The sequence below is a fragment of the uncultured Pedobacter sp. genome (assembly GCF_913776295.1).
Taxonomy (GTDB): Bacteria; Bacteroidota; Bacteroidia; order Sphingobacteriales; family Sphingobacteriaceae; genus Pedobacter.
Window position 1 is genome coordinate 120,910 of record NZ_CAJYOJ010000064.1, and the last position, 15,129, is coordinate 136,038.

A 15,129-nucleotide genomic window follows, 5' to 3' on the forward strand; every position below is an offset into this window, starting at 1 on the left:
AATCATGAGAACTCCGATCAAAAAAATTATTATCATCCTTTGTAGCATACTAGCCTGGTGTGGCAACACAGTGGTATTTGCTCAAAAAAAACAGTCTTTTCCGGTTCTTTCTCCTAATGGAAAAATCAAATTGGTTTTGGATTACCAGTCACAGGGCGCGGATGATACCACCGCTTCTGCGCGGTTTCAGGTGTATTGCCAAAACAATGGAAAATGGTGGGGCATTATGGCCAATAATCAATTAGGATTGTACACAGACCAGGAACAATTTAAAAACCTGACGCTGAAAATCACCGGAACAATAAAACGTATTGATACCCGCTATGAAATGGTGAGCGGAAAACGCAAACTTTGTGAAAATAATGCCAATGAGGGTACCTTTTCTTTTTCAAACGCTAATGGTAAGCTATTGAATATCGTTTTCAGGGTTTACAATGATGGTATCGCATTCAGGTATGTTTTGCCCAAATGGTCTAATCAAGCCGTTAACATCAAAGATGAATATACCACTTTTAATATTCCCGCTCAAACAGAACGTTGGGCGCAGGCTTATGATCCGGGATACGAAGACTTTTATCCTTATAGCACCAGTGGAAAAGGTGAAAAAGGGCAGGAATGGTCATATCCGGCATTGTTTAAATCCAGGCAGGCACCGGTGTGGTACTTAATCTCTGAAGCAGGAAACAGTGCGTTTAATGCGGCCTCCAAATTGAACAATAAAGCCGATTTAAATGAATATAAAGTGAGCTATGCTGCCGGTCGAAAAGGCTTTGAGCAACAAGGTGATGTGAGTAAGCTGCCATGGAAGTCGCAGTGGCATACTGTAATGATCGGAAGCCTGGCAACTGTGGTACAATCTACCCTGATTACTGATGTTAGTGAACCAAGTCGTATTGTACAAAAAGACTGGATCAAACCCGGTGCGGTGGCTTGGATTTAATGGGCTTACAACCATGGATCTAAAGACTATCAAAAAGCGGTGGAATATACCAACCTGGCCAAGGCAATGAACTGGCCTTATGTGCTGATCGATTGGGAATGGGATGTAATGGGCAATGGCGGAAAATTGGAAGATGCGGTTAATTATGCCAAATCAAAAGGCATTAAACCCTTAATCTGGTACAATTCAGGTACGACAGACTGGTCTGATGCTACACCTGTAGACCGCATGAGAACCCGAGAAAAACGCATCAAAGAGTTCGAATGGTTAAATAAAATCGGGGTTTATGGAATTAAAGTGGGTTTTTTTGCTGGCGACCAGTAGGATATGATAAAGTTGTATCTGGATATCCTTCAGGATGCTGCAGATCATAAATTGATGGTAAACTTTCATGGCGCTACGATTCCGCGTGGCTGGTCAAGAACCTATCCAAATTTAATGTCTGTAGAAGCAGTTTATGGTGCAGAATGGTACAATAACAGTGATATCCTAACCAACAAAGCAGGTGTACATAATACGACCTTGCCTTTCACCAGAAATGTGATTGGCCCGATGGATTATACCCCGGTTACCTTTTCTAATAGTCAGCACCCGCATATCACCTCTTACGGTCATGAGTTGGCTCTTTCTGTAGTATTTGAATCGGCCTTACAACATTTTGCAGATCGCCCTGAAGCTTACTATGCACTACCAGATGCACCAAAGAACTTCCTGAAAACCGTACCAGCCGCCTGGGATGAAACACGCTTACTAGATGGTTATCCTGGCAAGCACGTGGTGATGGCAAGAAGACGTGGTACTAAATGGTACATCGGAGGACTAAATGGGCAGGAAGATGCAAAAATATTAGCTTTTAATTTAGATTTTTTGAAAAATAAGCAAGCGAACATCCGTATCATTCAGGATGGTGGAAATGATAAATCTTTTAAAACAGAAACTCAGGTTTGGCGTAAAGGACAGCCGGTTAAAGTTAACTGCCTGCCACGCGGTGGTTTTGTAGCGGTAGTAGAATAAATTATTGATCAGTATGTTTAATTTTTTAGCAACGATCACATTTAGAATTATTTATTATGCGGAGTATTTCACGTAATAAAGGAAGATGGCAGTTAAGTTGCTGATTTTTAGTTAATGATGATCGGAGCTGGTTGGATAACCGCTCCGTTTTTAGCTTAACACATAACTACCTGAGTTTGATAATTAATTTTTAGGTAATCCCCATGCTGAATTTATTTCAGCATCCTTTGGAAAAGATACGATCTGGAATCAGATAAAAGAAATGAAAATATTTTTTTCTTTTAAAATGAATCCGGTAGCTCTACTTTAAAAATAAATGTAAAACGTCGAAACTATATACACTTTTGGTTGTTCAATCTCCGAAATAAAACCAAAATATGAAGCAGCATTTACGAACAGCATTATTGTGTTTACTTACCTTAAGTGTAGCATTACCGGCTTGCAAGAAGAAAACGATAGACGAACCCACCCCAACTCAGCCAGAACCTTTTGATATCTATGTAGCCGGGAGGGAAGGTAATGTAGCTAAATTCTGGAAAAACGGGAAAGCTGTTAATCTCGGTAACACCGGCCTGGCTTCTGATGCAACCGCAATGGTGATAGCCGGAAATGATGTGTACATTGCAGGTTATGAAGTTAATGCTTCAGGTAAGTATGTGGCCAAATATTGGAAAAATGGCGTATCCGTCTCGCTAACGGATGGGAGCCGTGATGCTTTTGCCAATGACATATTTATACAGGGAAATGATGTGTATATTGCCGGACAGGAAACGGTGTCTGGAAAATCAATCTACCAGGCAAAATATTGGAAGAACGGAACACCTATAGTATTAACCGATGATACACAGTCTTCCCTTGCCACTGGCATAGCCTTACTCGGGAATGATGTTTATGTGATTGGTGAACGGAGGAATTTAGATTGGCTTAGCTCAATAACCGTTTACTGGAAGAACGGGCAACTTTTCGACCTTTCAGACCGCTCAACAGCAGCTGATAACCAGGCTATAACCGTATCAGGTACCGACTTGTATTTTCTCTGGTCTGAAACCTATAATAGCGCCGGGCAATCAAGAACGAGGTACAGTAAAAACCTGGGCAGTCCGGTATTGATTAACGATGGTAATGCAGATGTGCGAGGCTATTCGATTTTTGTAAATGGAAATGACGTATATGTGGCAGGTTCGGGCAGTGCAAATGGAAATAATGCAATTGCGGCAAAATATTGGAAAAACGGATCCCCTGTCATTTTATCCAATGGCCCTGAAAGTACGTTTGGTTTATCTGTTGCGGTTTCTGACGCTGATGTTTTTGTAGGTGGTTACGGGGCAGGAACCAATGGCAGAACTAATGTAGCGCAATACTGGAAAAATGGGAGTGTTGTACAACTTACCGATGGATCAGCAGCAGCACTGGTACGCAAAATTATCGTCGTTAGAAAGTAGCTTTAGGTTTATCGCAAATGGCCGATCAGGTGACACGTTGAAAGAGAATCTAATCTATATCAACCTTATTGAGCTTTATACCGTGCTTTTAGTTCGATAAACAGTAACGTTTGTTCATATGGGCTTTAATCTTATTGTAAAATAAACAGCCTATTATTTTTGTTGAGTGCCGATCTGTATCGTTTTTAAAAAAATAATTTAATTTTATCTCAATAAATTATTGTCTAGTTTTTTGTCTCAAACATATTTCAATAAAATGCATTTTTTTCGTCCCATCCAATTACAATCAACATACGCTCATGAACTATAAAAAACTGCAGGAAGGTGTAGAAAAGTATGTGGTTGATTATTTTCATACCCATAGCGATCCGCGTTTGGTTTACCACAACCTGGAACATACGCAGGAAGTGGTAAATGCTGCACAGCAGATAGCCAATCACTACCAGTTAAACGAACAGGATTTTTTTACGGTAACGACAGCCGCCTATTTTCATGATACCGGATATTTTGAAGATGCGTTAAACCACGAGGCAAAAGGAGCGACATTGGCTGATGATTTTTTAACCAGGCATCAGGTAAGCCAGGAGATTCGTGATCAGGTTAAAAGCGCAATACTGGCTACAAAAATTCCACAAAATCCTAAAAGTGAAATTGATAAAATCCTTTGTGATGCTGATCTTTTCCATTTAGGGCAGGCCGATTTCCGCGCAAAAGGAAAGTTGATGCATAAAGAGAACGAACGGATTTATAAAAAGGACATCAGCAAATCAGACTGGCGCAAAAAAGATATCCAGTTTTTGGAATCGCATCATTACCATACCGATTATGCCAATTTGTTGTTAAGCGATCAGAAGCAAAAAAACATCGAGAAACTGAAAAGCAAACTAACCGCACAGGAAGTAATCAATACCGAACTCGAAGAACCCAAAAACTTTGCACCGGTTATTGTTACCGAGAAAAAGAAAAAAGATAAAGAAAACAGACCGGATAAGGGAATTGAAACGATGTTCAGGATAACATCGGCCAATAACCAAAGGTTGAGTGATATGGCCGATAATAAGGCACACATCCTCATTACCGTAAATTCCATCATGCTTTCTCTAATCGTGAGTTTATTATTAAGGCGCCTGGAAGATCATGGCAACCTGATTATCCCCACATTTATTTTATTGATGGTGAGTTTAACTTGTGTTGTTGTTTCCATTTTATCCACCCGTCCCTCTATTCCACCAGGAGAATTTACGCAGGAAGATATGGATAAGAAAAAGGTAAACCTATTATTTTTCGGCAACTTTTATAAAATGAGTTTGCCTAGTTATACAGACGGGATGATTAAGGTAATGAATGATAAGGATTTTTTGTACGGCACATTAATTACCGACGTATACTCGCAAGGGGTAGTGCTGGGCAGAAAATATAAACTCATCCGCCTGGCCTATAATATCTTCATGTTTGGTTTGATTGCAGCCGTATTGGCATTTGTAATTGCTTACGCAGCTTACGGTAAACTTTAATGGAGCAGCTAGTAGAAACCTCTTTTTTTAATCGGGATTTAAGCTGGTTAAAATTTAACGAGCGTATTTTAACGGAAGCCGGGCGAAATACCGTTCCGCTTTTAGAACGGATCAAATTTTTATCAATTTTCTCATCCAACCTTGATGAGTTTTATCGGGTTAGAATGCCAGTATTGCTCGCTTTGGAGAAATTGAGCAACAGAGATGATAATGACATCAAAATCGATGATCAGTTGTTAAGCACGGCCAATCAGCTTATCTTTGATCAGCAACAACGATATGGCAAGTTGCTTCAATCAGAACTGATTCCATTGCTCAAAGAAAATAAAATAAACCTAATTTATGGAGAGCCGTTCCCGGCTGAAATCCGAAAAAATATAACCCGGTATTTTCTAAGCCAGGTAACGGCCTTTTTGCAGCCGGTGTATTTAAATGCCAATTCCGATTTTTTCCCATCCAATAATGAGCTTTATTTTCTGATTACTTTAAAAACGAAAGAAGATGCAGAAGTGGTGATTGTAAACATTCCTTCCAGTCAGTTACCACGTTTTTACAAAGTCGAATCGGGGGGTGAAACCTTTGTGGTATTTTTGGATGATATTGTACGTTTTCATTTAGATCGTATTTTTCCACAGGCCGAAGTAACCGGATGTTATAGTTTCAAAATCACCCGGGATGCCGAACTGGATTTGAAGGATGAATATACCGGCAATTTATCAGAACAGCTCGAAAAACAACTGTTGAAACGCGATTTGGGTTTGGCCACACGTTTCCTCCACCAACCCGGCATACCCGCAGATGTATTCGAACTGCTTAAAAAATTGTTTAACCTTAAAAAGGCAAATAGGATGGAAGGTGGACAGTACCATAACCTGAAAGATTTTATGGGTTTTCCGGTCAGTTCACCAGAATTATCCAACCAGAACTGGCCAAAAATATGTAATACCGACCTGATTGATGGCTCATTAACCGAAGCCATTTATAAAAATGACATTATTGTACATACGCCTTACCAGAGTTATGACAGTGTTTTGCGGTTTTTTAACGAAGCGGCTATTGATGCCCAGGTCAGGGAAATCTACGTAACGCTTTACCGCGTGGCCAGCGATTCTAAAATTGTTAATGCTTTGATCAGTGCAGCAAAAAACGGTAAAAAGGTGACCGTACTTGTTGAGCTTAAAGCGCGTTTTGATGAAGCCAATAACATCAAGTGGGCAAAAAAAATGAAAGATGCCGGCGTTGATATTATTTATAGTGTTACTGCATTAAAAGTTCATGCCAAAGTGGCCCTGGTAAAACGTAAGATTGGCGATAGAATGCGTTACGTTGGTTTGTTTGCCACCGGAAATTTTAACGAAAGTACAGCTGCTTTTTATACCGATCATATTCTAATGACGGCCAATAAAGAAATGCTACGCGAAGTAGAGTTACTTTTTATTTTTCTGGCCAAACGGGTTAAGCCCACATCGCCCGACCAGGTTAATTTTAAGCATTTATTAGTAGCCCAGTTTAATTTACAACAGGTTTTTCTTAACCTTATTGATAGGGAAATTGAACATGCCAAACAAGGTAAACCATCAGGCATCACCATTAAAATGAACAACCTTGAGGAGAAGGTTTTAATTAACAAACTTTACGAGGCATCATCGGCTGGCGTAAAGATCGAAATGATTGTACGGAGCATTTGCCGCCTGATTCCTGGAGTTGCAGGGATGAGCGAAAATATCAAAGTTACCCGTATTGTAGATCGTTACCTCGAACATGGACGTGTTTTCATTTTTAATAACCTGGGGAAATACGATGTTTATTTAGGCTCTGCCGATTGGATGAACCGTAATATTTACAGAAGAATTGAAGTTTGTTTTCCGGTTTACGATGAGCAGATTAAGAAAGAAATGTTAGATATTATAGCAATACAAAAACAAGATAACGTGCAGGCGGTTTGTATAGATGAAAACATGGAAAATATTCCGGTTAAAACTGGTAAGGTTCTTATTTCTTCTCAACATGATATTTATCAGTTTTTGAAAAATAAATAATAATAATAACCATGGTCTGTAACATCTCCATATGGTCGTCATTTTGACTGAAGCGCAGCGAAATGGAGAAATCATATGCCGTGGTCTGTGTCCTCACAGACCACCTGACTATAGTTACGAATGATTTTACCCATAGTCTGTGAGGACACAGACCATGGTACGTAACCATTAAATTTTACCCTTATGAAATACAATAAAACTTTTTTGGCTTCAGGTCTTTTAATCGCTTCAGCTTTTCTTAGCGTATCCTGTGTGAATAGTAGCCGCGATGATAAACAAAAGGATTCAACAGAAAACGTTTCTGCAGGCGGAGCGGCAAAATCAGATTTTCCTTACGATCTCGCCAATCCGGTAAAATATAACATGCCGCAAAATCTATTCGAAATTTCTGGTATTGTATTTCACAATGGCGATCCCAAAGAAGTATTTGCCATCCAGGATGAAGATGGCGACCTTTTTCACCTGGGTTTAGGCGATAAGGAATCAAAATATACCAAATTTGGAGGCAAAGGAGATTACGAAGACGTTACCATCATCAAAAATTATTTCATTGTCTTAAAAAGTAACGGCGAATTGCACACTTTTCCCATTACTGAGCTAGGTAAGCCAGAAGCTACCAATGTAACCAAAACCAAAGATCTTATACCGAAAGCCGAATATGAAGGATTGGCCGCCGATGAAAAAAACAGCATGATTTATGTACTCACCAAGGATAGCAAAGCCGATTCTAAGGCAAAAGCTTCCAGTATTTACGGTTTTAAAGTGGCTGATGATGCTTCGCTAACAGCAGCCGGAGAATTTAGCCTTTCGCATAAAGCCATTCAAAAAGCTTCCGGGAGCGAAAAATCGAGATTCCGTCCATCTGCACTGGCTAAAAATCCGAAAACAAACGAATGGTATGTCCTTTCTTCAGTAAATAAACTATTGGTAGTGACAGATGCTGACTTCAAGGTTAAAACAACGTATCCCTTAGATCCAAATTTATTTAACCAGCCGGAAGGGATTGCTTTTGATCGCGATAATAACCTGTATATCTCTAATGAAGGAGGAACACTATCCGCAGGAAATATTTTAATGTTCAAGTTGAAAAAATAAGTATGGTTACTGAAGAAATCGTTATGCTGAACTTGTTTCAGCATCTTTTCTTCCTTATAGATTGAAGTTGTACTATAAGTCGTAATTTACTTTAAATTACTCCTGTTGAGCCTTTCGAAACCCCGTGTAGGATAATGAAAGAAGTCCTGCAACGAGCGCAGGATGACAGCTCATTATTGATGATAAAGCTCGATGGCGCACCAGGTGAAATTCCTGAAAAAAAATTAAATTTTAAAATCACTACCTTTATACAAATGCCGAAAATATGATTAAAAGCTTTACCCTTTTTACCATCTTATTTTTAATCAGTTTCATTGCCTTTGCACAGGATGACGTAAAATATCGTGTAATTCTCTTTGGCGATGCAGGCGAAATGAACGCTGCCCAAATGCAGGATTTAAAAAATGCAGCAAAGCAGATTCTCCCTAAGAAAACTACCGTATTATATCTCGGGGATAATATTTACCCAACCGGAATGGGTTTGCCTGGCAGTGTAGAAGAAGAGGAAACCAAAAAGATTCTGCGTTCGCAGTTTGAACCGATGCGCAAAATGGGTGCTTCGGTTTATTTTATTCCAGGAAACCACGATTGGGATAAGTCCGGACCAAAAGGCCTTGCTAAAATTAAAGCCCAGGGCGATTTTCTCAGAGAACAGAATGATCCTTTGCTTAAACTAATCCCTGATAATGGTTGCCCCGACCCCGTAGCCATCAACCTGACAGATAAACTGACCATCATCGCCTACGATAGCGAATGGTGGTTGTTCCCGTACAATAAAACTAATCCTAATGATGATTGCGATTGCCATACTAAAGATGAGGTGCTGGTAAAAATGGACGAATTACTGGCGGAAAATAAAGATAAAGTAATCCTTTTGGCATCTCACCATCCCTTCCAGAGTTATGGCCCCCACGGTGGTTATTTTAATTTAAGGAACCATCTTTTCCCGTTAACATCTTTGAATAAAAATCTTTATATCCCTTTGCCTGGCTTGGGTTCTGTTTATCCTTTATTACGTTCTACCTTATTAAGCCCCGAAGATTTAAACCATCCGGCTTATAAAGATATGATCAAATCGGTTACCGGTGTATTTGGCGATTATCCAAACGTGACCTACGTTGCCGGGCATGAACATGGCCTCCAGTTAATCAAAGGAAAACAACTGCAGGTGATCAGCGGTTCAGGATCCAAAGTATCACCCAATAAAGAAGGTAAAGCCTCGTTGTTTCACGAAATGCAGCAAGGTTATGTGGTGGCCGATCAGTTGAAAAACAACGATATGCGTTATGAATATTATATTTATTCAGATACGAGCGTTAAAAAAGTTTACAGTTATACCAAAAAATTTGAAACCATACCGAAAAAGATCAGAAACAGAGATAAACCGATTACGGCTGACAGTATTTTTGTACGCGTAAAACCAGAATACGATAGTGTCGGACGTTTTCACCGCGTTATTTTTGGCGAAAATTACCGCAAAGAATACGCTGCAAAAACAAAAGTGCCTGTACTGCGGATTTCCCAGATGATGGGAGGTTTAAAAGCCACAAAACGTGGCGGGGGTAACCAATCTCGATCGTTACGATTAGAAGATAAAAATGGTAAAGAGTACGTATTGCGCAGTGTAGAAAAATTTCCGGAGGTGTTGTTACCTGCAGCATTGCGCGAAACATTTGCCAAAGATATTTTAAAAGATAATATGTCGGCGCAACATCCTTTTTCGGCGCTGGTAGTGCCAGAACTTGCCGAAGCTGGTGGCATTGCACATAGCAACCCCATCATCGGCTGGGTGTCGCCAGATGATAACCTCGGAGAATTTGAACCCGCTTTTGCCAATACCTTATGTTTGTTCGAAGAAAGGGAACCTACAGGAGAATCAGACAATTCTCCGAAGATGGATAAAAAACTTACCGAAGATAACGATAATAGATTAGATGGACCGGCATGGGTTAGGGCCAGGGCATTTGATGTATTATTAGGCGATTGGGACAGGCATGAAGACCAATGGCGCTGGAAAGAAACTAAAACCAAAGATGGTTCTCTTTATTCACCGGTTCCACGAGATCGCGACCAGGTATTTTTCAGGTCAGACGGACTTTTGCAACGTTATACGCAATCCTCTTCTTTATTGCCCATGATGCAGGGCTATGAGCGCGGTATAAAAGATATTAATTGGTTTTTATGGGAGGGAAGAGAAATCAGCAGCCGCTGGACTGCCAATATTGATGAGGAGGAATTTGATAAAATTGTGAAAGATTTCTGTGCAAATTACAATGATGCCGTTTTTGAAAGAGCATTAAAAAAATTGCCTGAACCGAGTTATTCATTACATCACGATGCCTTTATGGCACAGCTCCGAAATCGGATTGCTACCCTGCCAAAATTGATGAACCAATATTACCACTTCTTTAACCGCATTGTAGATATTGAAGTAAGCAATAAAAATGAACTCATTCAGATCACTGACGCTGCTAATGACGGCCTACGGGTAAAAATCAATAAAATTTCGAAGGAAGGCAATATCAAAGATGAGCTTTTTGACCGGAAATTTGATCCGAAGGTAACCAAAGAGATCAGGGTATATATGCATAACGGTAATGACAGCCTGATACTGGATAATAAAAACTCGAAAATTAAACTGCGGATTATTGGTGGCAAGGGCAATAAAGTTTACGATTTTGCCAACAGTAATGGTAGTGTAAGGCTTTATGGGCGCACTACCAAAGCAACTTATCTGGGCAATGATCAGGATAAGATCAGGAAGATCATCTCTAATGATACTTCAAATTTTAGTTACATCCCCAAAGATATGTACCGTCGCAGTTCCTGGTTACTAAATGCGGGTTACAATCAGGATGATGGTGTTTTGTTAGGCTTAATCTATAAACAAACCAACCCGGGTTTCCGAAAACAACCTTATGGCAATTCGCAAACGGTTTCGTTTTTACATTCTTTCTCTACCAAAGCTTTTAGGTTCAATTATAAAGGTGAGTGGTTAAAAGCTTTGGGTAAAGCCGATTTTGTTTTAAAAGGCGATGCTTTTGCGCCGAACAATACACAAAATTTCTTTGGTTTTGGTAACGAAACCCGTTTTGATGAACATGGCGATGAGATCAGGTACTACCGGGCCCGTTTTAACCTCTATCAGGTTGATGCTGCCCTCCGCTGGCGCCGTCCAAAATCTTCCTTCAGCGTGGGGCCTGCTTTTCAGTATTATAAATTTAACAAAGAAGATAACGAGGGCCGGTTTATCGAAAATACCAGCCAGTTGCACTCTTCAGATAGCTTAACCGTACGCAACGAAAAGATGTTTGCCGGCGCATTTGTAAACTTTACCAATAATACCCGGGATAACGACCTTTTGCCAACACTCGGCAGTTTTGTAGATTTTAAACTTTTAGGCTATAAAGGCGTAAATAAATATTCTAATTCTATAGCGCAGTTTACAGGAAGCATTGCCCTTTACAAAAATTTAGATGGCAGAAAGAACTTTATTCTGGCCGATCGTTTCGGCGGAGGAATAACTGTGGGTAAACCTGCATTTTACCAGGCCTTATTTTTAGGCGGTCAGGGCAATCTCTTAGGCTATCGGCAGTTTAGGTTTGCTGGTGAACATATGTTTTATAATAACTTAGAACTTCGGGCAAAGCTTGGGGATCTGGTAAGTTATGTTTTACCCGGACAAGTTGGCTTGCTCGGCTTTTATGATGTGGGCAGGGTTTGGAAACGTGACGAAAAATCAACAATCTGGCATCATGGCGTAGGAGGAGGGGTTTATTTTGCTCCCGCATCACTCACGGTTGTGCGATTTGTAATGGGACATTCCACAGATGGATGGTATCCGTACGTGTCAATCAATTTTAGGTACTAAATTTGTATAACTGTATGATGGATGTTTTACCAAAGTATTTACGTTCAGCAGACTAACAACCGACGGGATAGTACCTATCTTTGCAGTTGATTAGTAACATATTAGAAAAATATAATTTTTACCCTATAGCAAAACTTATACAATGAACACCAATGTCATACAGATACATAAAAACGAATGTATACATTGCCAGGTAGATTCAGCGCTGTCTTTCCGCCCGCTTGTGGAATATTTAAAAGGCAGGTTGAAAACAGAAAAATCAGTCAAATCTGAATTTTACAGGTTTTTACTTCAAAAAATAGAAAAGGATGATGTATTGCTTGGCAATATCAGTGCGGAGGATTTATCTCAATATAAAGATACTTTAGAATTAATTTTTACCATTCTAACCCCTTTAATGGATAATGAAGACGATTTGTTTTGGGCATTAACTACACCCATTCCAGATCAGATTTTCTTTAGTACCAATGCATTCTATAAATTTTTTAAGGATCACGATCCTAAAAGTAAAGTAACCAAAGATAACGAGCCTGTTGAGAAAAAACAGCTTAAATTTATCTATAACATCATTCTGGGGCGTTTCTATAATTTTACTTCCGTACTCAAAAATGAGATTATTTATGCACACATTAATCAGGATACTAAGCTTACGCAATACTATAATATCCAGACCGATACCAAGTTTGTAGATATTATGCACAAGGGTGATTTACCTGAGCTGAATTTTGAGGCGCTGAGTAAACATTTCCAGGAAGAAACTGAATTGGAATACCTGCTGGAACACCTGCCGCTGACAAATTTCCATTTTGAAGGCTTCAGCATCATTTCCATTACGGATGTTACGCTACAGCACTCTATTGAAGGTATCCGTGGTGCATTGGTTGATCATAACTACCAAACTGAAGCATATAGCCACGTCATACATGCTTTAAAAACACTAAGTGGTAACAGTAAGCTGGAGTTCGGTCTGATGCCTTTTTTAACGGTTAACAATAAGCTGGTATTTGATAATCAGGAGTTTTCTCAAAGTATGCTCATCAATTCGGCAAAGGCTTCCAATTTAGAAGAAGAAGTTTTTTACGCACTGGTTGATAAATACAAGGAAAATCCGCGGTCTATATTTGTAAGTGCCATTAAAGAAGAACAGATAGAGAATGACCCCTTTTTAAAGGTTTTAAAAGCTGCCGGTGTTAATTCTTATTCGGTACTGCCTATTTATTACAATAAAGAATTGGCCGGGGTATTAGAAGTGTATTCCAAAGATGCAGTAGCAGTTGATGATAAACTGTTATCCAGGTTGCGTCCGGCGATGCCTTTGATCGGTCAGCTTTTCCAATACAGCATTGAGGAATTTAATGCCAAAATGGACGAAATCCTGATGGATAAATTTACCGCCTTACAGCCTTCCGTTCAGTGGAAATTTAACGAGGCCGTTTGGCACTTCCTGCAGCAGAATAATGGTTATCACAAGCTGAAAGAAATCGAAACCATTACCTTTAAACATTTGTACCCGCTTTTTGGCGCGATTGATATCCGCAACTCTACTACCGAGCGTAATAAAGCGTTAAAAAATGATTTGGAAGTACAGTTGAAGACCTTAATTGATACGTTAAAATTCATCAGTAAAAACGTTGCGTTAGAATTAATTGATAAGCTGATTTTCAACTGTAAAGACTGGATTAAAAGAATAGGGGATTTTGCTTCTTCAAACGAAGAAAGCCAGTTGAACGAGTTTTTGGAAGTTGAGGTTTACCCTTTCTTATCGATCATTAAAGCAAACCACCCTGACACCGCTGAAGTCATTGATCAGTATTTCGAAGTGGTGGTGCCCGAAACCGGCTCTGCATTCGAGAACCGCAGGCAGCTTGAGGTTTCCATGCAGCTCATCAATACCGAAGTGAGCCAGTACCTGGGAAAATCGCAATCGAAGCTGCAGGCTTCTTATCCTTGCTATTTTGCCAAGTTCAGAACCGATGGGGTAGAGTACGATATTTATATCGGACAAGATATTGCACCCGAAAAACCCTTCGATTTACTTTACCTGAAAAATATCCGTTTGTGGCAGCTTACCTCTATGGTTGATATTGCCCGGTTATCAAAGGATTTAATCGCCGAAATGCCATGTGCACTCGAAACTACGCAGTTGATTTTTATCCATTCAAATGCTATCGATATTAGTTTCAGGAATGATGAGCGCCGTTTCGATGTAGAAGGAGCTTATAATATACGTTACGAAGTAGTGAAAAAACGTATTGATAAAGTGATGATAAAAGGCACTACGGAGCGTTTAACACAACCGCATAAAATCTCAATGGTTTACTTTAATCCGGAAGAAGCTAAGGAGTATATCGAGTATATCAAGTACATGCAGGTTCAGGGCTATTTAAACGACGATTTAGAACAGCTTGAATTGGATGAGCTTCAAGGTGTATCAGGCTTGAAGGCCTTAAGGGTAGGAGTTAAATACCTGGAAGATAAAGCGGCAACTAAAGCAGATACAGCTAAAAAACTTAAGCCAAAAGAGATCAAATCTATCGAAAAGGAAATTGCGAAAGTATTACAACATTAGACAGATCGTTTAGTAAAATCCTCCAAATTAAATTGGGGGATTTTTTTTGCATGTTAAATACCATGGGGATAATTGTATCAATTTGTAGAATAATTACATAATTTGTGTATTTTTTTGTGTAGTTTTTTTTGTCTGAGTTCAGTATGTTAGAAATTTTTTAACATTTTCATTTTATAAAACCCCTGTTCTAATTCGCAATAGCGCTTTCCAAACCGTTTCTTGAGTCGTTATCCCTTCATTGTGAGTTTTTTATAAATGATTGGCCTGATCTTTGGTTGATGGGTTACGGTAGCGGAAGCTACTGATAATCAAATTTTTAACCTTTAAATTTTAAAACTATGGCTTTCAAAGCTAGATTAAATTTTTCGGGCAAGGAGTACGATGTGCTCAACTGTGCCTATGCGTTAAACCGTGATGTAGATGCGAAAGGAAGACCCTCTTCCGGAGTTTACGGCGGTACCATCGACATTGAGATCGAATCAACCGAAGACACCTCAATTATCGAGGCGATGGTAAACAACCAGTACAAACCTATTACAGGAACCCTTCTGATCAAGAAAACAGAGGAAGATGCCAAAATGAAAGAAGTTCATTTCGAAGATGGCTACATTGTTAAATATTCCGAAGGGATAAACATTGTGGGCG

General features: G+C 39.5%; 9 protein-coding genes and 1 pseudogene. All 10 read left to right on the top strand.

The annotated features are described in order from the left end of the window. Positions 1-4 precede the first annotated feature (4 nt). Positions 5-940, top strand: a complete 936-nt coding sequence (locus tag QZ738_RS14250; protein WP_293788427.1) for a glycoside hydrolase family 97 N-terminal domain-containing protein — start codon at positions 5-7, stop codon at positions 938-940. Between the two features lie 30 nt (positions 941-970). Beyond that, positions 971-1,654 (top strand): annotated as a pseudogene (locus QZ738_RS14255) (glycoside hydrolase family 97 catalytic domain-containing protein); the annotation flags it as partial. Beyond that, positions 1,652-1,954 (top strand): glycoside hydrolase family 97 C-terminal domain-containing protein, encoded by a 303-nt coding sequence (locus tag QZ738_RS14260; RefSeq protein ID WP_293788438.1) that lies wholly within the window; start codon positions 1,652-1,654, stop codon positions 1,952-1,954. The pseudogene QZ738_RS14255 and the gene QZ738_RS14260, both read left to right, overlap by 3 nt. A 377-nt stretch (positions 1,955-2,331) precedes the next feature. Further along, complete coding sequence (locus QZ738_RS14265) at positions 2,332-3,396, top strand: hypothetical protein (RefSeq protein WP_293788428.1); 1,065 nt, start codon at positions 2,332-2,334, stop codon at positions 3,394-3,396. A 299-nt stretch (positions 3,397-3,695) separates the two neighbouring features. After that, complete coding sequence (locus QZ738_RS14270) at positions 3,696-4,910, top strand: Pycsar system effector family protein (protein WP_293788429.1); 1,215 nt, start codon at positions 3,696-3,698, stop codon at positions 4,908-4,910. Continuing rightward, the gene (gene ppk1, locus QZ738_RS14275; RefSeq protein ID WP_293788430.1) at positions 4,910-6,949 is read left to right on the top strand and encodes a polyphosphate kinase 1; all 2,040 of its coding nucleotides are present in this window, start codon (positions 4,910-4,912) and stop codon (positions 6,947-6,949) included. Before QZ738_RS14270 ends, ppk1 begins: the two co-directional genes overlap by 1 nt. A 183-nt stretch (positions 6,950-7,132) precedes the next feature. Continuing rightward, positions 7,133-8,044, top strand: a complete 912-nt coding sequence (locus QZ738_RS14280) for an SdiA-regulated domain-containing protein (protein WP_293788431.1) — start codon at positions 7,133-7,135, stop codon at positions 8,042-8,044. 265 nt (positions 8,045-8,309) lie between these two features. After that, on the top strand, positions 8,310-11,915 hold the full coding sequence (locus QZ738_RS14285) for a metallophosphoesterase (protein WP_293788432.1): 3,606 nt from the start codon (positions 8,310-8,312) through the stop codon (positions 11,913-11,915). A gap of 142 nt (positions 11,916-12,057) precedes the next feature. Continuing rightward, complete coding sequence (locus QZ738_RS14290) at positions 12,058-14,484, top strand: GAF domain-containing protein (RefSeq protein WP_293788433.1); 2,427 nt, start codon at positions 12,058-12,060, stop codon at positions 14,482-14,484. Between the two features lie 338 nt (positions 14,485-14,822). After that, positions 14,823-15,129, top strand: a 307-nt coding sequence (gene tssD, locus QZ738_RS14295; RefSeq protein WP_293788434.1) for a type VI secretion system tube protein TssD, incomplete at its 3' end; no start/stop codon positions are given.

Excerpts from the sequence above, each read along its gene's own strand:
- QZ738_RS14250 (WP_293788427.1), top strand. The coding sequence starts at position 5 with ATGAGAACTCCGATCAAAAAAATTATTATCATCCTTTGTAGCATACTA.
- QZ738_RS14265 (WP_293788428.1), top strand. The coding sequence starts at position 2,332 with ATGAAGCAGCATTTACGAACAGCATTATTGTGTTTACTTACCTTAAGT.
- QZ738_RS14270 (WP_293788429.1), top strand. The coding sequence starts at position 3,696 with ATGAACTATAAAAAACTGCAGGAAGGTGTAGAAAAGTATGTGGTTGAT.
- ppk1 (WP_293788430.1), top strand. The coding sequence starts at position 4,910 with ATGGAGCAGCTAGTAGAAACCTCTTTTTTTAATCGGGATTTAAGCTGG.
- QZ738_RS14280 (WP_293788431.1), top strand. The coding sequence starts at position 7,133 with ATGAAATACAATAAAACTTTTTTGGCTTCAGGTCTTTTAATCGCTTCA.
- QZ738_RS14285 (WP_293788432.1), top strand. The coding sequence starts at position 8,310 with ATGATTAAAAGCTTTACCCTTTTTACCATCTTATTTTTAATCAGTTTC.
- QZ738_RS14290 (WP_293788433.1), top strand. The coding sequence starts at position 12,058 with ATGAACACCAATGTCATACAGATACATAAAAACGAATGTATACATTGC.